The organism is Streptomyces sp. NBC_00328 (genome assembly GCF_036139655.1).
Lineage (GTDB): Bacteria > Actinomycetota > Actinomycetes > Streptomycetales > Streptomycetaceae > Streptomyces.
This window is the reverse complement of the sequence record NZ_CP108013.1, coordinates 3,803,999-3,825,601: the sequence shown is the minus strand read 5'-3', so window position 1 is coordinate 3,825,601 and position 21,603 is coordinate 3,803,999. Positions and strand designations below refer to the sequence as shown.

The 21,603-nt window shown below is 71.9% G+C and carries 17 protein-coding genes; 2 read left to right on the top strand and 15 right to left on the bottom strand.

Annotation, left to right across the window (positions count from 1 at the left end):
- Positions 1–23: 23 nt before the first annotated feature.
- From OG485_RS16725 to OG485_RS16680, 10 genes are all read right to left on the bottom strand, one after another.
- A complete protein-coding gene (locus OG485_RS16725) occupies positions 24–1,358 on the bottom strand; it encodes a hypothetical protein (protein ID WP_328669164.1) in 1,335 nt (444 codons plus the stop codon).
- A gap of 69 nt (positions 1,359–1,427) precedes the next feature.
- On the bottom strand, positions 1,428–2,465 hold the full coding sequence (locus OG485_RS16720) for a glutamate ABC transporter substrate-binding protein (RefSeq protein WP_328669163.1): 1,038 nt from the start codon (positions 2,463–2,465) through the stop codon (positions 1,428–1,430).
- Positions 2,466–2,479: 14 nt separating this feature from the next.
- On the bottom strand, positions 2,480–3,916 hold the full coding sequence (locus OG485_RS16715; RefSeq protein WP_328674497.1) for a hypothetical protein: 1,437 nt from the start codon (positions 3,914–3,916) through the stop codon (positions 2,480–2,482).
- A 331-nt stretch (positions 3,917–4,247) separates the two neighbouring features.
- Positions 4,248–5,261 carry an N-acetylglucosamine kinase gene (locus OG485_RS16710; RefSeq protein ID WP_328669162.1) on the bottom strand — a complete coding sequence of 338 codons (1,014 nt, stop codon included), beginning with the start codon at positions 5,259–5,261 and terminating at the stop codon, positions 4,248–4,250.
- Positions 5,258–6,523, bottom strand: a complete 1,266-nt coding sequence (locus OG485_RS16705; RefSeq protein ID WP_328669161.1) for a 6-phospho-beta-glucosidase — start codon at positions 6,521–6,523, stop codon at positions 5,258–5,260. The genes OG485_RS16710 and OG485_RS16705 overlap by 4 nt, the downstream gene beginning before the upstream one ends.
- A gap of 2 nt (positions 6,524–6,525) precedes the next feature.
- A complete protein-coding gene (locus OG485_RS16700) occupies positions 6,526–7,419 on the bottom strand; it encodes a carbohydrate ABC transporter permease (RefSeq protein WP_328669160.1) in 894 nt (297 codons plus the stop codon).
- A 3-nt stretch (positions 7,420–7,422) separates the two neighbouring features.
- A complete protein-coding gene (locus OG485_RS16695) occupies positions 7,423–8,364 on the bottom strand; it encodes a carbohydrate ABC transporter permease (protein ID WP_328669159.1) in 942 nt (313 codons plus the stop codon).
- 10 nt (positions 8,365–8,374) lie between these two features.
- On the bottom strand, positions 8,375–9,715 hold the full coding sequence (locus OG485_RS16690) for an ABC transporter substrate-binding protein (protein WP_328669158.1): 1,341 nt from the start codon (positions 9,713–9,715) through the stop codon (positions 8,375–8,377).
- 82 nt (positions 9,716–9,797) lie between these two features.
- Positions 9,798–11,009, bottom strand: a complete 1,212-nt coding sequence (locus tag OG485_RS16685) for an ROK family transcriptional regulator (RefSeq protein ID WP_328452384.1) — start codon at positions 11,007–11,009, stop codon at positions 9,798–9,800.
- A gap of 254 nt (positions 11,010–11,263) precedes the next feature.
- Positions 11,264–12,100, bottom strand: a complete 837-nt coding sequence (locus tag OG485_RS16680; protein WP_328669157.1) for a hypothetical protein — start codon at positions 12,098–12,100, stop codon at positions 11,264–11,266.
- A 464-nt stretch (positions 12,101–12,564) separates the two neighbouring features.
- On the opposite strand from OG485_RS16680, the gene OG485_RS16675 reads away from it, so the two are divergent.
- The gene (locus OG485_RS16675) at positions 12,565–13,116 is read left to right on the top strand and encodes a hypothetical protein (protein WP_328669156.1); all 552 of its coding nucleotides are present in this window, start codon (positions 12,565–12,567) and stop codon (positions 13,114–13,116) included.
- A gap of 248 nt (positions 13,117–13,364) precedes the next feature.
- On the opposite strand, the gene OG485_RS16670 is transcribed toward OG485_RS16675, so the two are convergent.
- Entirely contained in the window at positions 13,365–14,480 is a 1,116-nt protein-coding gene (locus OG485_RS16670) for a mechanosensitive ion channel family protein (RefSeq protein ID WP_328669155.1), read from the bottom strand.
- A 270-nt stretch (positions 14,481–14,750) separates the two neighbouring features.
- Here OG485_RS16670 and OG485_RS16665 point away from each other — a divergent pair, with 270 nt between their 5' ends.
- Positions 14,751–15,287 (top strand): HNH endonuclease, encoded by a 537-nt coding sequence (locus OG485_RS16665; RefSeq protein WP_326787747.1) that lies wholly within the window; start codon positions 14,751–14,753, stop codon positions 15,285–15,287.
- Positions 15,288–15,486: 199 nt separating this feature from the next.
- Here the strand turns inward: OG485_RS16665 and OG485_RS16660 are convergent, their stop codons facing one another.
- The 4 genes from OG485_RS16660 to OG485_RS16645 form a co-directional block, all read right to left on the bottom strand.
- Positions 15,487–16,827: an FtsX-like permease family protein gene (locus OG485_RS16660; RefSeq protein ID WP_328669154.1), complete on the bottom strand. Its 1,341-nt coding sequence runs from the start codon at positions 16,825–16,827 to the stop codon at positions 15,487–15,489.
- The gene (locus OG485_RS16655) at positions 16,824–17,543 is read right to left on the bottom strand and encodes an ABC transporter ATP-binding protein (RefSeq protein WP_328669153.1); all 720 of its coding nucleotides are present in this window, start codon (positions 17,541–17,543) and stop codon (positions 16,824–16,826) included. The genes OG485_RS16660 and OG485_RS16655 overlap by 4 nt, the downstream gene beginning before the upstream one ends.
- On the bottom strand, positions 17,540–18,073 hold the full coding sequence (locus tag OG485_RS16650) for a PadR family transcriptional regulator (RefSeq protein WP_328669152.1): 534 nt from the start codon (positions 18,071–18,073) through the stop codon (positions 17,540–17,542). The genes OG485_RS16655 and OG485_RS16650 overlap by 4 nt, the downstream gene beginning before the upstream one ends.
- Positions 18,074–18,226: 153 nt before the next feature.
- On the bottom strand, positions 18,227–21,445 hold the full coding sequence (locus OG485_RS16645; RefSeq protein WP_443048710.1) for a beta-N-acetylglucosaminidase domain-containing protein: 3,219 nt from the start codon (positions 21,443–21,445) through the stop codon (positions 18,227–18,229).
- Positions 21,446–21,603 lie beyond the last annotated feature (158 nt).

Below are 21,603 nucleotides of genomic sequence, written 5' to 3'. Positions count from 1 at the left end.
TCACACCGCATCCCCTTCAGCGCTCACGCGTCGGGCCCCCTCCGGTCCGCACGGTCCTCGGGCCCGCTCCGCTCGGGCACCTGCGGGCTCAGCAGCTCGGCCGCCGCCCGCTGATAGCGCAGCACCGCCTCCTCCGCCACCCGCAGATCACAGGGGGCGCTCCACAGCATGCGCCGGGCCGCGTCGTAGCGCTCCACCAGGAACGGGTCCTCGGCGAAGCCGTGCCGGGCGACCTTCGCCTTGTACGCGTCGAGGCGGCCGCGCAGCTCCGCACGGACCGCCAGCGGCTGGGTGACCGCCGTCAACGACTCGCGGGCGCGCAGGAGTTCGTCCTCCGCCTTCTCCTCCAGCGCCTCCAGGAGCGGCGAGAGGCGGTGCCACTGCGCGTGCCTGCGGTACTCCGCGGCCGTCGCCAGCTGCTCCTGCAACGCCGTCGGCGGACCGCTGACGGCCGGCACCTCGGAAGCGGCGATCTTCGCGAGGACCTCGCCGCGGGCACTGCGCGCCTCGGCGAGCGTCCGGTCCGCGCGGCTGAGCACGTCCCGCAGCTTCACCAGCCGCGCCTCCGCGTCCTGCCGCACGGTGAGCACCGCGTCGATCTCCCGGCGCACCTCCTCCAGGGCGCGCGCCTCCCGGTCGTACACCGTGGTGTCCGGGCGGCCGCCGCCCGGGGCCGAACTCCCCTGCGCGGGAACCCAGAAGCCGAGCGGGTCGGAGACCACCCGCTCGCGCAGGGCGGTCAGGGTCCGGGTGATCCGCTCCAGGTCGTCGCCCGAGGGGTGCTCGCCGGGACGCACGCCCACGGAGTGCGCGAGCGCGCGGGTGCGCTGGAGCTCCGCGGCCAGTAAATCTATCCGGGCGGGCAGCGCGGACCACACGGCGTCCGCGGTCACGACCATGTCGAGCGAGGCCGCGTACAGCTCGTTCATCCGGTCCACCAGGGCGGCCAGCGAGAACCGCTCGCTGAGCTTGCCCGTGCCGGCCAGGGTCGGCGCGTTCGCGGTGGCCGTGGCCGAACCGGCGACCGTGATGCCCGAACCGCGCAGCAGCTCGGTCAGTTCGACCAGATCCTCACGGCTGGACCAGCGTCTGCGGGAGCGGATCTCGCGCGCGGAACGCAGCGCGTCCGTGTAGGCGTCGAAGTACGCCCACAGCAAGGTGATCGACGCCTCCGCGACCGCCCAGCGCTCCTTGGTCGAGCCGGTGAGTTCGGCGCCTTCCAGGAGTCTGCGGCCCGCGTGGTCCTGAAGGGCGAGGAGCGAGGTCTCGATGGCCTCGTGCTCCGCGCCGAGGCGCGCCAGCGCACGGTCCGCCTCGTCCCGGTCCATCACCGGCCCGGGGGGTCCCGTGACGCCCATCGATCACCTCTCGTTCTCGTGCGGTTCCCGGCGGCTCGGTAGGTGCGGCCGGGTAACTCTCCAGTCGTATCAGGTCGGTTGCCTGTACTGGGCATCGGGCGGGATCTTCGAGGGGGAGTTGGGCCCGAGGGTCGGGGCGAGCCATTTGTCGTACGACTGCCGCCAGCCGTCCTTGCGGTAGTCGGCGAGGACCTGGTTGACCCGGCGTACCAGGTCGTCGTCCGAACTCTTCTTCATCGCCACGCCGTAGAACTCGGTGGTGAAGATGCCGCCCTTGAGCTCGACCGAGGGGTCCTGGGCGGCCTGGCTCGCCGCGAGCGCGCCGTCCGTCACCACCACGTCGGCCTCGCCGAGCTGGAGACGCACCAGACAGTCGAGCTGGTTGGGCACGGGAGGGCTGACGACGGCGGAGGAGACGAGCCCGCCGTGGCCCTGGTCCGCCGTCAGGCGCTCGTTCGCGGTGGACTTCGACGCCGAGCAGATCCTCTTGCCGGCGAGGCTCTTGTCGTACCCGGTGACATCGGAGGTCACCGGGGCGAGCACCTGCTGGCCGGTCTTGAAGTAGGGCGCGGAGAACGCGACCTGCTTGAGGCGGTCGCAGTTGATCGTCATGGTGCGCACGACCATGTCGACCTTGCCGTGCTGGATCGCGGGGATGCGCTGGCTGGTCGGAATCGCCCGGAACTGGACGGCGTTCTCGTCACCCAGGATGTTCTTGGCGATCGCGTGGACCAGGTCGATGTCGAAGCCCTCCAGGTCACTGCCGGACTTCGGGTTGTTCGGGTCGCGGTAGCCCCAGTGGTAGCTGTTCTGGTCGACGCCGACGATCAGCCGCCGGTCCTTGCGGTTCTTGATGGCGTCGATCGTCGGCCCGTCCGCGCCCGACGGGGCCGGGCTCAGGTTCTGCGGGTTCTGCGAGTCGATGCATTCGGGGGCCTTGGCCTGCGTGCCCCGGGCCACGCCCTGTCCGCCGACACCCGTGCCGCCGTCCCCGAGCGTGGAGTCGGGCAGCAGCAGCGCGAGGACCAGGGCCGTCGCACAGGCGAGCGCCATCGCGCCCACGCCGCCCCAGCCCTTCAGGCTCGCCCTCAGACGTCGTGCGATCATCGCCGCTCCCCCTCTCACCGGTACTCCGAAAGCCTGCGGCCGATGCCGAGCACGGCGCCCGCGCCGGCCAGCACGGCGAGGACGGCGGCGCCGACCGGGAGGCCGGTCATGGCGCCGAGGCCGTCGTTCGCCGCCCGCTGGAACTCGCTCTCCTCGTGCGTCAGCGCGTCCCTCAGGTTCGTGTCGACGGCGTCGAAGCACTCACCCGTGGGCTTCTTGTCGGCGGAACCGATGACCCGGTCCAGCGCGAGCTGGTACTCGCCGTTGTTGTCGGCCTCACGGGCTTGCGCGTGACGCTGCTTCCAGACCTTCATGCTGGCTGTCGCGGTCTGTACAGGTTGCTCGCCCGACCGGTCGTCCGCGAGGGTCGCCGCCTCGGCGAGGCCCTGCGTGAGCGCCTTCATGTCCCGGCCGAAGTCGTAGTCGTACAGGTCGACACTTGTCTTGTCGGGCAGGAGCTTGGTCTCGGCGCCCCGGCTGACCAGGGTGAGGTTCTCGTTGCCGCGGGCCTTCAGGGACGCGATCTGGGCGCTGTGCAGCACGTTCAGGGAACGGACCCCGTGGTCGTAGGACTCGTTCAGCCCGGACCGGGCGACCGTGTGCCCGACGGTGAGCCACAGCAGCACGACCAGGGACGCCCCGGTGGCGGCGGCCATGCCCTGGTTCAGCACCCGGTTCGTACGGCGGTAGTTGCGCCGCTGGGCCCAGGCGAGGGCGCCGAGCGCGAGGAGTCCGAGGGCGATCGCCGCCCACGGGTAGGGCTTGGCGTCGGCGTAGTCGGCGCTCAGCCGCTGGTTCTCCCGGTTGTAGAGCTGCTGGGCCTTCGGGAGCATCTCGTGCTGCATCTTCTCGTTCGCGTACCGCAGATACGCGCCGCCCAGCGGGTAGCCCTGCCGGTTGTTGGCGCGGGCCCGCTCGATCAGGCCCTTGTACTGGGGCAGCAGCTCGTTGAGCTGGGAGATCGTCTTGGCCGCGGAGGAGCCCGGCTCGGAGCTGTTGGCCGCGGTGATCAGCTTCGCGGCCGCTGTCCTGATGTCGTCCTCGTAGCGTTTGCGGGTCTCCTGAGACTCCTGACCTCCCGCCAGGAAGCCGCTGGAGGCGGCGGTGTTGGCGTCGGCGAGCGAGCGGTAGATGTCGGCGGCGCTCGCGCTCAGCGGCTGGCTGCTGTGCAGCACGTTGTCCGCGGCGGCCGAACGCTCCGTCATCTGCCAGGCGGTGACCGCACCGAACGCGACGACCAGCAGGGCGAGGAGGGCGCCGATGATTCTCAGCCGCCCCGGCTCCGTCGTCGCCGCGGCGCGCAGCCGGTCCACACCCTCGGCCCACGCCGTGCGCCGAGGTGCCGCGCCGGGAGCCGGGGGAGCGTTCCGCGGGGCCCCGAACCCGCCCTGGGGAACGGGGGATCCGCCCGGCGGCCGGGGAGATCCGGACTGTGCCGGCACGGCCGGCATCGTGGGCGTGCCCTGCCCCGGTGGCGTCGCGCTGCCCTTCGGCGGGTGTGTCACTGTCGACCTCCCCCATGGTCATCCGCTCGGTCGCGCTCACCGCGGAACACGGTGGGCGCGGCCGGCCGGTGTACGTGCACGGCGGCAAGTATCGCCGCCCGTACCGGCATCCGCACAGGCCTTGCCTGGATCTTGTTCGGATCACGGCGCAGCACGATTCCCCCGTGCCACCCCCCTTCTCATGAACACGTGTTCCGGATCCGTTTGGTTCCCGCCCCTTCGCACCAGGTCATGGACGGTCCCGGGGCCCTGGACGCCGGCTGCCCCGCTGACCTCCTCACCCCCGTTCGTAGAACGCCCGTACGCGCGCGTGGATCCCGCCCGCGGCCCGTACGTGGTCCAGGCCCAGGAGTGCCGCGCCCAGGACCGGCGGGGCGGTGACCACCCGGGGGACCGCCTTGGGCGCGCGGACGGCCAGGACCTCGTGGACGCGGTCGTCGAGGAGGGGATGGCGGGCGGCGAGGATGCTGCCGCCGAGGAGGACCGGGGTCTCCTCGGCGAGCAGTCCGAGGCGTGTCAGGGCCACCGTCGCCATCGCGGCCACCTCGTCCGCGAGCCGGTCGACGAGTCCGCGGGCCACCGGGTCGCCGTCCGCCGCCGTGGCGAACAGGACCGGGGTCAGCTCGTGGCGCCGCGCGTTCGGGATGTGCTCCAGGTGCAGCGCCTCGATGAGCGCGTACATGGAGTCCAGGCCGAAGTGCGCGGGCAGGGTGCGGGCCAGGGCGGTGTCCCCGCCGCGGCCGTCCTCGGCCCGCGCCGCGTGCCACAGGGCCTCCTCCGCCAGGCCCCAGCCGCCGCCCCAGTCACCGGAGATGCGGCCGATGGCGGGGAAGCGGGCGGTGCGGCCGTCCGGCCGCATGCCGACACAGTTGATGCCGGCCCCGCAGACCACGGCCACACCGCGCGGTTCGGCGATCCCGGCCCGCAGGACCGCGAAGGTGTCGTTGCGCACCTCCACCCCGGCGCCCCACGCGCGTGCGTGCAGCGCGGCCGCCAGCTGCTCCTCCTCCACCGGCAGATCGGCGTTGGCGAGGCAGGCGGAGACATGGCGGACGGAGGTGACGCCCGCCTCGGCGAACGCCCGCCGTACGGCGTCGGCGACCGCGTCCACCGCCGTCTCGACGCCGACCGCCGGGGGCCGGAACCCGCCCCCGCGTGCCGTGCCTGTCACCGTGCCGTCCGATGCCACCACGGCGACGTCGGTCTTGCTGTTCCCCGCGTCGATGGCCAGCACGAGGCCCGCGGGTCCGGACCCGGCGGCCGTCCCGGCACCGGTTTCCGTCGACGTCATGCCCACGCGAGGTGCTCCCGGTTGTGCGCGATCAGCTGGTCGGTCAGGGTGTCGGCCAGGGCGTACTGGCCGACCAGGGGGTGGGCGAGCAGCGCCCGGAAGACCCGGTCGTGTCCGCCGCGCAGGGCGGCGTCCAGGGCGAGATCCTCGTACGCGGTCACGTTCGCCATGAGACCGGCGTAGAGCGGGTCCACGGCCGGCACCGGCAGCGGGGCGGGCCCCTTGGCGCCGACCGCGGCCTGCACCTCGATCACCGCGTCGTCCGGCAGGAACGGCAGGGTTCCCCGGTTGTACGTGTTCACCACCTGGTAGGGGCTGCCGCCCCCGCCGAGCAGCGCGGCGGCGAGGTCGACGGCCGCCTCGGAGTAGTACGCGCCGCCCCGCTTCGCCAGCAGTTCCGGCTTCTCGTCGAGCGCCGGATCGCCGTACATGGTGAGCAGCTGCCGCTCCATCTCCGCCACTTCGGCGGCGCGGGAGGGCTTGGTGCGCAGTTCCCGGACGACCTCGTCGTGCGCGTAGAAGTAGCGCAGGTAGTACGAGGGGACCACGCCGAGGCGCTCGACCAGGGAGAGGGGCAGGCGCAGGTCCGCGGCGACGGTGTCGCCGTGCTCGGCGAGCAGCCGGGGCAGGACGTTCTCGCCCGCGGGGCCGCCCAGGCGCACACCGGTCTCCCAGGTGAGGTGGTTGAGGCCCACATGGTCGAGATGCACATCGGTGGGGGAGACCCCCAGCAGTCCGGCGAACTTCCGCTGGAAGCCGATCGCCACGTTGCACAGGCCGACCGCCTTGTGGCCCGCCTGGAGCAGGGCGCGCGTCACGATGCCCACCGGGTTGGTGAAGTCGATGATCCACGCGTCGGGGTTGGTGCGGCGGACCCGCTCGGCGATGTCCAGCACCACCGGAACCGTGCGCAGCGCCTTGGCCAGGCCGCCCGCGCCGGTCGTCTCCTGCCCGACGCAGCCGCACTCCAGCGGCCAGGTCTCGTCCTGTTCGCGGGCCGCCTGGCCGCCGACGCGCAGCTGGAGGAGTACGGCGTCGGCGCCCTCGACCCCCGCGTCCAGGTCGGCGGTGGTGACGATCCGGCCCGGGTGGCCCTGCTTGGCGAAGATCCGGCGGGCCAGGCCGCCCACCAGTTCCAGGCGCTCGGCGGCCGGGTCGACGAGGACCAGTTCCTCGACGGGCAGGGTGTCCCTGAGCCGGGCGAAGCCGTCGATGAGTTCGGGGGTGTAGGTCGACCCTCCGCCGACCACGGTGAGTTTCATGGTTAACCCTTCACTCCGGTGAGCGTGACGCCTTCGACGAACGCCTTCTGCGCGAAGAAGAACACGAGGATCACGGGGGCCATGACCAGGACGGTCGCGGCCATGGTGAGATTCCAGTCGGTGTGGTGCGCGCCCTTGAACGACTCCAGGCCGTAGCTCAGCGTCCAGGCGCCCGGGTTCTCGGACGCGTAGATCTGGGGGCCGAAGTAGTCGTTCCAGGCGTAGAAGAACTGGAAGAGCGCGACGGCCGCGATGCCGGGCTTCGCCATCGGCAGGACGACCTTCAGCAGGGTCCGCAGATCCCCGCAGCCGTCGACCTTGGCGGCGTCCAGGTACTCGTTGGGGATGGTCATCAGGAACTGGCGCAGCAGGAAGATGGAGAACGCGTCCCCGAACGCCATCGGGATGATCAGCGGCCACAGGGTGCCGGACAGGTCGAGCTGCTTCGCCCAGAACAGGTACATCGGGATGATCACGACCTGCGGCGGCAGCATCATCATCGAGATGACCAGCATCAGCGACAGATTCCGGCCGCGGAAGCGGAACTTGGCGAGGGCGTAGGCGACCGGGATCGACGAGACGACGGTGAGCACCGTGCCGAAGCCGGCGTAGAGCAGCGTGTTCTTCCACCAGGTGAGGAAGCCCGGGGTGTCGAAGACCTTCTTGTAGTTGCCCCACTCCCAGGTGTGCGGGATCAGGTCGCGGCTGAGCGCCTGGGTGTCGCTCATGAGCGAGGTCAGGAACACGAACACGAAGGGCAGGACGAAGAAGAGGGCGGCCGCGACGCCGAGGGAGTGGACCGCGATCCACTCCAGGAGGGCCCTGCGGCGAGCGGTCCGCTCGGCGGGGGAGACGGCGGTAGTCAACTCCACCGGTGTGTCGAGTACTTGGGTCATCGGTCAGTCACCTGCCTGGATGAGACCGCCCCGGCGCCGCATCAGGAACGCGGTGAACACCATGGACAGGGCGAACAGCACGAGCGCGACCACACAGGCGGAGCCGTAGTCGAAGCGCTGGAAGCCGAGGTTGTAGACGAGCTGGGGCAGGGTGAGCGTCGACTTGTCGGGGTAGCCGGGCTCGAACTGCGTGCCGGCGCCCTGGATGACGCCCGAGGCGACCTTCCCCGCGATCAGCGGCTGCGTGTAGTACTGCATGGTCTGGATGACCCCGGTGACCACGGCGAACATCACGATGGGCGAGATGTTCGGCAGGGTGACGTACCGGAAGCGCTGCCAGGCCGAGGCGCCGTCCAGTTCGGCGGCCTCGTACTGCTCCGTCGGTACGTCCAGCAGGGCGGCCATGAAGATGACCATCAGGTCGCCGATGCCCCACAGGGCCAGCAGGGTCAGGGCGGGCTTGGACCAGGCGGGGTCGTTGAACCAGCCGGGGGCGGTGACGCCGGCCTTCTCCAGGATCGAGTTGACCGGCCCCGTACCGGGGTTGAGCAGGAAGGCGAAGGCCATGGTGGCGGCCACCGGCGGGGCGAGGTAGGGCAGGTAGAACAGGGTGCGGAAGACACCCGTGCCCGTCCTGATCTTCGTGATCAGCAGTCCGACGCCGAGCCCGAACGCCACCCGCAGGGTCACCATGACGAGGACCAGCCACAGGGTGTTGCGCAACGCGGGCCAGAACAGCGGGTAGTTCTCGAAGACGTAACGCCAGTTCTTCGTCCCGCTCCACGTCGGCGGCCTGAAGCCGTCGTAGTGCATGAAGGAGAAGTAGACGGTCGAGATCAGCGGGTAGGCGAAGAAGACCGCGAAACCGATCAGCCAGGGCGACATGAAGGCGAGGGTCCGAAGCGCCGACCTGCGGCGCTTGGAGGCGAGCGTGACAGTACTCATGTCCGTGCGGCTACTTCGCCTGCGCGATGTCCGTGTCGATCTGCTTGGCGGTGGATTCCAGGCCCGCCTTCAGATCCTTGGCCCTGCCGCTCTCGTAGTCGTATCCGAACTGCTGGAGCGTCACGAGGTAGGTGCCGCCGTTGACGGACGCAGGGGTCGTCGTCGAGTCCGGGTTCGAGGCGATGTCCAGGAACGTCTTGAACCGTGGGTCGTACTTCAGCTTCGGCGACTTCAGGGCCGCGAGCGTGGAGGGCACGTTGTGGATGTCGTTGGCGAAGCCGACCACCGCGTCCGTGTCCGTGGCCATGTACTTGATGAGCTCCCAGGCCGCGCCCTGCTTCTTGCTGGTGGACGCGACGCCCGCGATGGTGCCGGTGATGTAGCCCTTGCCGTACTGGTCCGCCCGGTCGTCCGGGACGGGCAGCGGGGCGACGCCGATCTCGAAGCCGGGCTTGGCCTCCTCGGTCATGCCGAGCCGCCACTCGCCGTCGAGCTGCATGGCCACCTGACCGGTGTGGAACGGGTGCTTGGGGCCCCACTCGTCACCGAGCTTGGAACGGTAGGTCTCCAGTTTCCTGAAGCCGCCGAGCGCGTCGACCAGCTTCTTCTGGAGGGTGAACCCGGCGGTGAAAGCGGGGTCCTTGGCGATGTTCGACTTGCCGCTGCTGTCGAAGTACGTCGGCGAGAACTGCCCGAAGTAGTGCTCGGTGGTGGACTCCCAGCCGTGGTAGTTCGGCATGAAGCCGAGCTGGGAGTAGGAGTCGCCCTTGGTGATCGTGAGCTTCTCGGCGTCCTTCTCGAACTCCGACCAGGTCTTCGGCGGAGACGTGATCCCGGCCTTCTCGAAGGCGGTCTTGTTGTAGTAGAGCCCGTACGCGTCACCGAGGAGCGGCACCGTGCAGCGGTTGCCGTCGAACTGGGTGTACTCGTTCATCGCCTTCGGGAAGGTCGCCTCGGGGTCGATGCCCGCCTGCTTGAAGAGGGGGTTCAGGTCGACGAAGGCGCCCGACGAGCAGAACTTGCCCACGTTGTTGGTGGTGAAGGAGGAGACCACGTCGGGGGCCTTGTCGCCGCCCGCGCGCAGCGCCTGGTTGATCTTGTCGTCGGTCATGTTGCCGACGACGTTGACGTGGATGTTGGGGTGCGCCTTCTCGAAGCCCGCGACCAGCGACTTCACGGCCTCGACCTCGTTCGGCGCGCTCCAGCCGTGCCAGAAGTTGATCGTCTGTTCCTTGGAGGCGTCATCGCCGAAGCCCTCGTCGTCGGACTGGCCGGTACAGGCGGTGGCGAGGAGGGCTATCGAGGCGGAGGCGGCGAGCGCGACAGCCGCCTTTCGGGATATTCCGGGCATGGCGAGATCTCCCTGCGAAGGACGGGGCGGGACAGGAGGGGGTGTGGGTTTGGGGCGGTGGGCGTTGCGGGGTGGAGCGGACTCAGCGGGAGGTGTCGAAGACCTCGTCGCGGGTGGCTGCCAGGGCGCTCTCCAACGCGCCGCGCAGCACGGGGTGTTCGTGTACGTCGCCGACGACGAGGCGCGGCCGGGACGCGGCCAGCTCCTCCAGTTCGGCCTGGACCAGGGCGCGCAGCGGTTCGCCGCCCGCGGTGAGCGAGGCGCCGCTGAGGACGACGAGTTCGGGGTCGAGCACGGAGACGAGGGAGGCCAGACCGGTGGCGAGTCCGGTCGCGTACATCTCCAGGAGCCGCCGGTAGGGGCCCGCGTCGACGGCGGCGGCCCGTTCGACGACGGTGGCCGCGACCTCCGTGTACGGGCCCGTGGGCAGGTCCTGGATGCCGAGTTCGCGGGCCAGCTTGGGGATGGCCTGGGAGCCGGCCAGCTCCTGGTAGCCACCGCTGTTGGCCCGGGTCACCTGGCGCACCAGGGGCGCGCCGGGCACCGGCAGGAAGCCGACCTCGCCCGCGCCGCCGGTCCAGCCGCGGTGCAGCCGGCCGCCGAGGACGAGGGCGGCGCCGAGACCGCCCTCGTTCCACAGCAGGACGAAGTCCTCGTGGCCCCGGGCGGCGCCGAGCCGCTGCTCGGCGATGGCGACGAGGTTGACGTCGTTCTCGTACTCGACGGGCATCGGCAGTGCCGCGGCCAGCTCGTCGAGAAGGGCGGGGGAGTGCCAGCCGGGCAGGTGGGAGGCGTAGCGCAGCCGGCCGGTGTTGGGGTCGAAGGCGCCGGGGGTTCCGATGACCAGGCGGCGGACGTCGTCCCGGGCGAGCCCGGCGGCCTTCACCGCGCCGTCGAGGGCGTCGGTGACCTGGCGTACGACGGGCTGGGAGGGGCGGCGGCCGGGGGTGGGCAGTTCGTACGCGCCGACCGTGCGGCCGGTGATGTCGGCGACGGCGGCGAGGACGCGCTCGGGGGTGACGTCAAGACCCGCCGCGTGGGCGGCGCCCGGGTTGACCTCGTACAGCTGGGCGCTGGGGCCCGGCCGGCCCTCGCTGGTGCCGGTGGCCAGGACGAGTCCGGCGGCTTCCAGACGGGCGAGGAGCTGTGAGGCGGTGGGCTTGGACAGCCCGGTGAGCTTCCCGATCCGGGTCCGCGAGAGCGGTCCGTGCGCGAGCAGCAGATCGAGGGCGGCGCGGTCGTTCATCGCGCGCAGGACGCGCGGGGTGCCCGGCGTACCGGCGGATCCTGCCATGTCTGTCGCCACCTGCCCTTCTTGACCGACCAGCTTCCCAGGGGTGCCGTCGGGAAGTCCACCGTAAGATCATTGTTAGGAAAGTTTCCTATTGCTGATGCGAGGAAAGTAGGCCGGAGGAGGCGCGGGCGTCAAGAGCAACCGCCGCCCCGGCGGCGCAGTCGTCGCCGAAACGCACGGAGCCGCCCTCGCGGCGGACGGGTTCGTCTGCTGCGAGGGCGGCTCGGGCGGGCGGGAGGCGGCCCCGGCCTCGGTTACTTCACGTCGACGTAGTCGCCCGTGGCCGTGGCGGTGCCCGTGGTGGCCGTGCCCGCGAACAGGTAGCGGTACGTGCCGTCGGCCGAGGCCTTGACCGTGGTGCTCAGGGCGCCCGCGGTGCCGGAGGTCACCGTCTTGACGGTCTTGTAGGCGGTGGCGCCCTTGGCCTTGAACTGGAGGGCGGCCGGCTGCCCCTTGTAGCCGGTGTACTTGCCGGTCGCCCAGTCGGCGCGGGTCAGCGCGCCCTTGACGGTGAGGGTGGCGCCCTTTTTGACCGGCTCGGGAGTGGCGTTGGCGGTGAGCTTGGCGGCGCGCTTGACCTGCGTGGAGCCGGGAACCCCCCACATGTCGTAGCCGAACTGGATGCCGACGTGGTTGTCGGAGTCGTCGTTGTCCGAGGTGCTGTTGCTGTAGAAGCCGGCCACCTTCCAGGTTCCGGCGTCCGCCGCCTCGTAGAGGTACTCGTCGGGTTCGACGTAGATGGCCTCGGTGCAGGACTGCGTGACGGTCGTGGCCGTTGTGGCCGTCGTGGTGCAGATCGGGGCGTTGTCCGGCCCCAGCTCGTTCTCCTGCCGCGCGAGCGACGCCCCGCGGTACAGGAGGATGCCCGCGACGCTCTTCATGTCGTCGATGACGAGGTCGGCCGGGCGGACGAAGGTGTACGTGACCGGGACCTTCACCGTATTGGTGGTGCCGACGACGATCGCCTTGCCGTTGTTGACCACCACGTTGGAGAAGGTCAGGTCCGGCGTGGCGGCCGACGCGGTCGGCACGGCCAGGGCGGACACGGCCAGGGCGCCGGAAACGGCGGCGCCTATGGCGTACTTGCGCATGGATTCCCCACATTCGAGGCGGGGCCCTGGGCGTTGAGCTCCAGAACAAGGGCCCGCTGTTGGGGCGACAGTAGACGGTTGAACGATGTGGCCGGAATACGGGGGCCGTGTGAAGGAGACCGCGCCCGCGGGCGCGCGTGGGGTGGGTGCGGTGGTGCTGCCGGCGCGTCAGTGGCGGGGCGCTCCGGGGCCATCACGGCTTCGTCACGATCGGCCGGTGTGTGGTGGGACGATGTGCGGGGCTTTGCGGCGATACGACTTCTTGAGAACGGGCGCCCGGCCGCTCGCGTGACGGTGGCTCAGGCGCTCCGGAGCCACCATCACAGGATCTCCTTCTTATGATCCGCCGCATGAAAGCGAACCGTTCGGCGTGGGCTGTGGCGACCTGTCTGGTCGCGGCTTTCGTCGTGTCGTGCGGGGGCGGCGATGGCGTGAATCGTTCGGCTCCAGGGGGACGTTCCCGGGTGGCACCCTCGACGTCCAGCGCCTCACCGGACTGCTCCAAGGCCTCCATACGGTGGGGCAAGGTGACGGTGGGCGAGAAGCTGATCGCCGTGTCGCAGTTGGTGACGGTGAGGGAGGGCCAGAAGCGCGGGTGGTCCGAGATCGCGCCCCATCACGTGCGGACAGTGACGTCCCGTATCGAGGCGGGCAGTACAGATGTGCCGACGCGGCGCATCTTCGCCTCGCTGGAGAAGCGGCTCGGGTACGACTCGCCGACCTTCAAGAGGCCGGGGGCATCGACGTCCGCCCGGCCGGAGAAGGATGAGCTCGGCCGTGTCGACTACCTCGGGCATCCCGGGCGATATGTCGAAGCCGCGGGAGTCAGGGTCGTCGACGCGAGCTTCGCCCTCGACTGCTCGGGCACCCACGGCGTCACCGGCACACCGGTCTACGGCACCCTCACCTCGTGGTACGGGAACAGCGGGGCCTCGATGGAGTGCGGGATCGTGCCGGACGGGACCAAGTGGTTCCGTGAGGCGTACGACATGGTGTGCCCGGGGGGTCACTCATGAATTTGATGAACGGGCGTGGGCTGTCCGGCGACTTCTTGGCCTGCGGAGTGGACCCCAGCGAGGAGCCCTGGTTCCGGGAGGCGTACCAACTGACCTGCGGTCCGCTCAGTCGGTGAGGAACGGGGCCGTGTCGAGGGTCGGGTTTGCGGGTCCGCTCGCATGGACGAAGGGGCGGCACCCGGATCACCCGGGTGCCGCCCCTCTCACGTACAGCCGGAGCTGTCCCGGCCTTTTGACTGCAGCCGGCCCTACTTCGGTGCGCCCGACGGGGCCGGGGCCGAGCCGGGGGCCGGGATGGGCGCGGTCGCCACCGACTGGGCGGACTCCGTGTTGGCGAAGACAGACGGGGCCGCCACCGCGGCCGCCGGGTCGAGGGGATCCTCCTCCGCGGGCGCGGTGGGGCCGCCCACGATGCGGATCTGCGCGGCGTCGAAGGCGCGCTTGATGCGCCAGCGGAGTTCGCGTTCCACGGAGAGGGCCTTGCCGGGCATGGTCTTGGCCGAGACCCGGACCACCATGGAGTCGAGGAGGACGCTGTCCAGGCCCAGGATCTCGATCGGGCCCCACAGCCGCTCGTTCCAGGGCTCTTCCTTGCTGATGGTCTCGGCGACCTCGCCGATGACGGCCCGGACGTGGTCCAGGTCCTCCGAGGCACGGACCGTGACGTCCACACCCGCCGTCGCCCAGCCCTGGGAGAGGTTCCCGATGCGCTTGACCTCGCCGTTGCGGATGTACCAGATCTCGCCGTTGTCACCGCGCAGCTTGGTCACCCGCAGACCCACCTCGATGACCTCGCCGGAGGCCACGCCCGCGTCGATCACGTCGCCGACGCCGTACTGGTCCTCAAGGATCATGAAGACGCCGGAGAGGAAGTCGGTGACCAGGTTGCGGGCGCCGAAACCGATCGCGACACCGGCCACACCCGCCGACGCGAGCAGCGGGGCCAGATTGATCTCGAACGTGCCGAGGATCATCAGCGCGGCCGTGCCCATGATCAGGAAGGACGCGACCGAGCGCAGGACCGAGCCGATGGCCTGGGAGCGCTGACGGCGGCGTTCCACGTTCACCAGCAGACCGCCGAGCGCCGTGCCGTCGACGGCCTGGGCGGTGCGGCTCATCCGGTCGATGAGCTTGGTGATCGCCCGGCGCACGAACACTCTCAGTACGGCCGCGATCACCAGCACCAGCAGGACACGCAGGCCTATGGCCAGCCAGGTCGACCAGTTCTCCTCGACCCAGCTCGCCGCGTGGGTCGCACTCTCCTGGGCGTCCTGAAGCGTGGGGGTCACCGAACCGGTCGACGTCGAGGGGGACGGCGACGGGGCCGGATCGGCGGCCAGGGCCGATAGGACGGGCAGGGACACAGCAGGTACCTCCAGGCGTAGCGGTCTGCCCGCGGCGGGGACAGAAGGGGTGCCGTCCGGGCAGAACCACCACACTAACGGGGCATCGTGTGTGGATCGTTGCCATGTTCAGGGGAGAGACCGTACTCACCTGGGGATGTAGGGGGTGTGGTCGAAAACACTCCCAGCCCGTTACCGGGACATGGTGGCGCCATCACCAGGCATGAGGGGAGACTGACTGCAGATCGTCCCGGCGCGAGCCACGCGCCGCCGGCGTACAAGGAGGCATCCGTGCCGCACGTCCTGGTCCTCAACGCGTCGTACGAGCCGCTCGGCGTCGTACCGCTCCACCGCGCGCTCGTCCTCGTCCTTGAGAACAAAGCCGTCTCTCTCGAGGAATCCGGCGCCTTCATGCACAGCGCGACCGTTACTGTCCCCGCACCCAGCGTGGTCCGGCTGAAGAGGTTCGTTCGGGTCCCTTACCGCGGGCCCGTCCCGCTGACCAGGCGAGCTCTGTTCGCCCGCGACGGCGGCCGGTGCATGTACTGCGGTGGCGTCGCAACCAGCGTCGACCACGTCATCCCGCGCTCACGCGGGGGTCAGCACGCCTGGGACAACGTGGTGGCGTCCTGCCGCCGCTGCAACCACACCAAGGCCGACCGCCATCTGGTCGAGATCGGATGGCGCCTGCGCCACAAACCCGCCCCGCCGACGGGGCTCGCCTGGCGCATCATCGGAACCGGGCACAGGGACCCGCGCTGGATGCCCTACCTGCAACCGTACGGCGCGGACGACGCCATGGCCCGGATCGACGGCATCTCAGCCTGACGATCCGGGCTTTTGTGTTGGCGGCGCCAGCTCCGGCCGCCACCGCTTCCGGTGTCGGGAGGACCCCCGTGCCTCCCGACCGCCGGCACCCGTGCCGCACGGGCGTTCGCGCGTGCCAGGGCGTCGCCCGCCTGCCGGGCGACGCCCTGGCCGCGGGCTTCACGGGAACTCCGGGATGCCCGCGGCAGGGCGCGCGCGGTCACGCGTGACGCAGCTCCGCCGGGCGCACCGAGCGGCGCAGCAGGGGCAGCGACGTGGCCGCGGCCAGCAGACAGGCCGCGTAGACCAGCACGGGCACGGCCAGGGGCAGCACCGGCACGAATCCGGCGCCCGCGAGCTGCCCGTACCAGACACCGATCGCCAGGCCCCCGGCACCGGCCAGCGCGATCGCCGGGGCGAGCGGCAGGGCCGTCTCCAGGAGCAGGGCCCTGCCGAGCACGGCCCGCGGCACCCCGGCGGCGGTCTGCGCGGCGAGGCCTCGGCGGCGGGTGGCCAGCGATTCCGCGGTCCCCACGGCCAGAGCGGACAGCGTGATGGCGAGGGCGACCAGGATCGCGGCGCCGGTGAGGTCGAGACCGGTGGTGTAGAACGACACGTCCACGGGGAGCGAGTTGCGGTCACGCCCGGTGAGGGCGTCGAGCAGCACCTGCCGCACGCCGACGAAACCCGTCCCCACGACGGTCACCAGCAGCACCGCCGCATGGGTACGGGCACCCGCCCAGGGGTCGTCCCGCAGCCGTTCGGCCGCGATCAGGACCGCCGGGTTCCCGGTCCGCTCCGCGAGCACGCGGCCCGTGAACCGGGCGCTCGCCCCGGCCGCCCAGATGGCCCCGGCGCCCGTGACCATCACCACGCCGAACACGAACAGCGGGGTCGTCTCGAACCCGCCGAAAGTGCGCGGAGCGAGGGCGGTCCCGGTGAGAAGCATCACGACAGCGGTCGCGAGGACGGCCAGGCCCGGACGCCGTCCGGCGCTCGGGCGTACCCGGCGCACCCAGCCGAGCGGCGAGGCCACCACCCGGCGCAGGGCGAGGGCGCTCACCAGCGCACCCAGCACGGGCACGGCGAGCGCGATTCCCGCGAAGCCGGCCCAGACGACGGCCGGCGGGTTCTGCCACTGGCGCAGCAGGACCCCGGCGGAGACGGCGGTGGCGACGGCCGAGCCGGTCAGGCACGCGAGACCCGCCTCCAGGGCGGCGATCCGCCGCACCTGTGCCGGGCCGGCCCCCGCCAGGCGCAGCGCGGCCAGCCGCCGGTCGCGGTGCACGGCCCCGACGCGGGCGCACTGGCCGAGGAAGCCGAGCACCGGCACCAGCAGGAGCAGCAGGGTGAGGACCACGCCCGCCCGCTCGCCGGGCTGTCGCAGCAGGGCGTGGGCGGGGGGCATGGCGTACCGCCCCTGGAGCGAGGAGATGGCGACGGCCGCCAGGCAGAGCCCGGTGGCCATGGCCGCCCCGACGGCCGTCAGCGCGATCCGCCACCCCTCGCGTCGGTCCGAGCCGCGGGTGAGGAGCAGGGCGATCCGGAAGTCGGTCCTCACCGGGACACCTCCCCCGCGGCCGCGGCAGCCGGGGCCGCCTGCAGGGTGCCGGAGCCGGTCACGACCCCGTCGCGGAGCGCGATCTCCCGGTCCGCGTACGCCGCCACCTGGGCGTCGTGCGTGATCAGCAGGACCGCTGTGCCGGTTTCCCGGACGGTATGGATCAGGGCGGTCATCACCTGCTCCCCGGCGAGGGAGTCGAGCGCGCCGGTCGGCTCGTCCGCGAAGACGGCCTTCGGGGCCGTCACCAGGGCCCGCGCCAGCGCCACCCGCTGCGCCTGCCCGCCGCTCATCTCGCCGGGCCGCAGCGCCTCCTGCCCTCGTACGCCGAACCGCTCCAGCCACTCGCCCGCCCGCTCCCGCGCTGCCGCGCGGGAGGTGCCGGCGAGCAGCAGGGGCAGCGCCACGTTGTCGGCGGCGGTCAGCTCGGGAATCAACTGGCCGAACTGGAACACCACCCCGAAGTCCGTGCGGCGCAGCTCGCCGAGCCGTTTCTCGGGAAGCAGGTCGAGACGCTCGCCCCCGTACTCCACGGTGCCGCTGTCGGGCTTCACGATGCCCGCCAGGCAGTGCAGCAGCGTGGATTTACCGCTGCCGCTGGCCCCGGTGACGGCGAGGACCTCGCCCGCGGCCAGGTCCAGCGAGGCACCGCGCAGCGCCGGGGTCGGACCGTGCGCCTTGACCAGGTCCCTGGCGGTCAGAAGGGGGGTGCTCATGCTGTGTCGACCTCCGCGGTCAGGGTGGTGAGCCGGGCCGCCGTGGTCGTCATCCAACGGAGGTCGGCGTCGAGGTGGTTGAGGGCGTAGTCGGCCGACAGGACGGTCGCGAGGCCGGCGCCGGGTGCCGTCTTCACCGCCGTGAGCTCGCGCATCCGCGCCATGTGCGCGGCGCGCTGCGCCAGCAGATAGCCGGCCGGGTCGGCCGAGGCGAGGATCGAGACGACGACCTTGGCGAAGATCTCGTTCGTCACGAAGGGCGCGGGCGGTGCGATCTCGCCCGCCCAGCGGGTCAGTTCACGCGTTCCGTCCCCGGTCGAGCGGTACAGGGTCCGCTCGGGACCTCCGTCCGAGTCGGTGCCGTCGACCGCGGCGAGGCCGTCGCGGACCAGCCGCTGCAAGGTCGTGTACACCTGCCCGTAGGCCAGCGGGCGGGCCTGCGGGAAGCGTTCGTCGTGCCGTCGCTTGAGGTCGTACCCATGGCTGGGCCCTCCGGCGAGCAGCCCCAACAGGATGTGACGGGTGCTCATGGAGATCAGTATGCACTCAAGATATGTACTGAGTGAATAGCTGGAGCCGAAAAGCTGGAGCGCGAAAAGCCGGACGCGAGTTGCCGAGGGGTGCTGGGGAACGCCGGGGAGGGCGAAGGACCGCCGGGGAGCGCCGAGAACCGCCGAGGGGCGTCAGTCCGTGACCGCGACCGCGTACGCCTCCGCCGACCACAGCGAGTACCCGTACGCCGTGGCCCGCCGCATCCCCTGGACGCGCAGGTAGCGGACGTCGCTCTCGTCGAAGCGGAGGGACTCCCGGCCGCCGCGGCTGTCGTTCACGGTCGTCGCGGTGCGCCACACGCGGCCGTCGGCGGAGACCTGGACGCGGTACGCGGACGGGTGGGCGTCCTGCCAGGTCAGCACGAGCCGGCCGAGGCGCGCCGGCCCGGCGAACCGCACCTGCCACCAGGCGCCGTCGTCCACGGGGGAGGACCAACGGGTCGCCGGGTCGCCGTCGTTGGCCGCCGAGGCCGGGAAGTCGGGGGTCTCGTCGGCGGACGAGGAGGCCGCCGCGGTGCGGGCGAGGTCGGGGCCCGCCGTGCGCGGGAAGGCACGGACGGTCAGTGTGCGGGTCTGCGAGCCGAAGGCGACCGTCACCTCGTACGTGCCCGACGGCGTTCCCGGCGGGACCGTGACCTCGACGACGCTGTCGACGACGGCGCCGCGCGCCAGGGTCGGCGAGGGCCGTGAGACCTTGACCTTGATGCCCTCGGGGGCCCGCGCGGTCAGCTCACCGCTGACGCCGGTGGGACGAAGTGACGTCAGCCGGGCCGTGATCCGCTCCGTGCCGCCGATCTCCACGTCCGCCGTGGGGCGGGCCAGGTCCAGTGCCGCGGCGGGCGTGTCGGCGAACCACGGCACGAGATGGCGGACCTGCGAACGCGCGGGGCCGACCACCCGCAGCGCGTCCACGAGCACGCCTGCCGTACCGATCTCCGCCGCTCCGAGCTCCGTCGCGCCGCCGGAGGCGAGGGCGCCGAGGTACCGCCAGCCCTCGCCCGGTACGTGCGCCTCGATGAAGCCCGTCACGCCGGGGTCGGTGAGCACGCTCACGTCGGTGAGGGTGCGGGTGCGCGGGAGCTGGACGACGCTGCCGTCCTGCCCGCCGTCCTCCGTCGCGCCGTCGCCCGGCGCGGTCCCGTCGTCGTCCGCGGCGCCGCCGTCGCCTCCGCCGGTCTCCGCCGTGCCCGGGGCACCGGTTTTCGCGCCGCCGTCCCCCGCGGCTCCGTGGCCCTTCGGGGCGTCGTGGCCGGCGGAGGACCCGTCGTCGATGCCCGCCCACTTCACGTACGCCGTGCGGGCCCGCGTCAGGAACGGGTCGAGCACGCCCGTGCCGACCGTCACCTCGCTCGCCGCGAGCTTCGCGCGCAGCCCGTTCAGCGCGCGGTACGCCGTCCACGCCGCCGTCGCGTCACCGTCCGACTGGGCTTCCAGCAGCGCGACGGCCGTCTCACCGGCCTCGCCGTAGCGCGCCAACTGCTCGGTCCAGGGCTTCACCTCGGTGGCGACCGGGCGGCCCGCCAGCCGCTCGGGGGTCTCGCGCATCACCGCGAACGCCGCGCTCAGCCGCTCGGCCGCGCGCTCGCCCGCGGCCCGGTCCGTGCCCGTCCGCGCCTGCCAGAACGCCTCCATGAGCGGGCGCAGATAGGCCGACTCCTGGCCGCCGAGGACGGAGGACGCCTCGTTCCCGGCCAGCGCGCGCAGCGCGTCCGCGCTCCGGGCGTTCCCGCCCGCGAGATCCTCGATCGCGGCCTCCCAGGACTCCTGGGGCCGGTAGTCCCGCGGGTTCCACGCGTAGTCGGCCGCTGTGAACAGCGGGATGCGGGAGGCCTCCGCCTGGGGCATCGCGTTCGCGAGCAGAGCCGCCGAACCCGTGGCCACCGCCGGGTCGCGCCCCTGGTAGGGGCCGAGGAACACCCGGTCCTGCGCGTAGTCGTTGACGGGGTAGTTGTCCATGGTGACGAGCGGGTGGCTGCCGAACACCGAGCGGGTGCGCGCCAGTTCGCCGCCGGTGATGGTCTTCGGCACGACACCGATGCCCGTCCACGCGACCTCGACGTTCCGGTCCAGGGCGCCCGCCAGCTTCCGGCGGTAGTCGGTCGAGCCGTCCTCGTAGTACTCCGTCGGCATCAAGGACAGCGCGGCCACGTCCGGGTGGCGGGCGGCGAGATGCCGGGCCACGGCGTTCGCCACCCGTGCCTGCGCCTTCGCCGCCGCCTCGGAGCCGGAGCCGAACGCGTCCGCGTCCGCCCCGCAGTGCCACTCGGTGTAACTGACGTCCTGGAACTGGAGCTGGAAGGCCCGGAACCCGAGCTCCCACATGGCGTCGAGCTTGCGCGTCAGGGCCTTCACGTCGGCGTCCGAGGAGAAGCACATCGCCTGCCCGGGGGTCACCGCCCAGGCCAGCGTGACGTGATTGCGGCGCGCCCGCTCCGCCAGGTCCCGGAAGCGGGCGCGCTCCCCGGCCGGGTACGGCTCACGCCAGCGCGCCTGCCGGAAGAGGTCGTCGCCGGGCGCGTACACATAGCGGTTCTGCTTGGTCCTGCCCATGAAGTCGAGCTGCGCGAGACGCTGTTCCGGGGTCCACGGGCTGCCGTAGAACCCCTCGGTGACGCCCCGCACGGCGGTGCCGGGCCAGTCGCGGACGACGGCACCGGCGATCCGGCGGTCGGCGCCGAGAAGCCGGCCCAGCGTCTGCACCGCGTGGAACAGGCCGTCCTCGCCGACTCCCGCCAGGGCGACGGTGTCCCGGCCGTCGGTGCGGCCGACGGCCAGCCGGTAGCCGCCGGAGGGGAGATCGGCGCGGGGCGCGGCGCCGAGTGCCGTGAGCGCCCGCTCCAGGGAGCCCGACGCGGCGCGCGCGCCGGTGAGGGAACCCGCGCCCGCCCGGCCGGTGTCCGCCGGTTCCGTGCCCAGGCGCAGCACCAGCGCGTGCGCCGGGAGCGCGTCACCGTCACGCGCCGTCGTGATCGTGCGGGCGCCGGCCCGCCGCAGCAGTGCGCGCAACGCTTCGAGGGCGTACGGGTCGAGGTCGAGGTCGCTGTCCGGGGCGTACGTGGTGATGCTCACGCCGGGGGCGTGCGGGGTCAGGGTGACGCCCGGGGCGTACGAACCCGCCGGGCCCGAGCCGCCGGAGGTGCCCGGCGCCGGGGTGACCAGGACGACCTCGTCCGTGACCGTGACCGCCGTGCCGTTCGCGCGCAGCGACTGCGGGCGGGGCCAGACGGCGGGCACTCCGCTCCCGGTGGTCTCGCGGTCGTCCGCGGAGGCGGCCGGACCGTGTGCCGCCGCGACGGCCGCGGGGGTCGCACCGAACGTGCTCGCGACCACGGCGAACGCGAGTGCGGTCACTCCTTTTCCACGCCCGAGTCGCACGGTTCCCCCTCGTGGCCCGCCATCTCGGCTGCGGCTTAGGTGTGCGGTCGAGCCCACCATTCGGGTGGTGAAGGTGTCAACGAGAGTGGCCGAAGTGCCGGGATTACCCCAGCCTGGAGGCGTGGCCCAGGCCC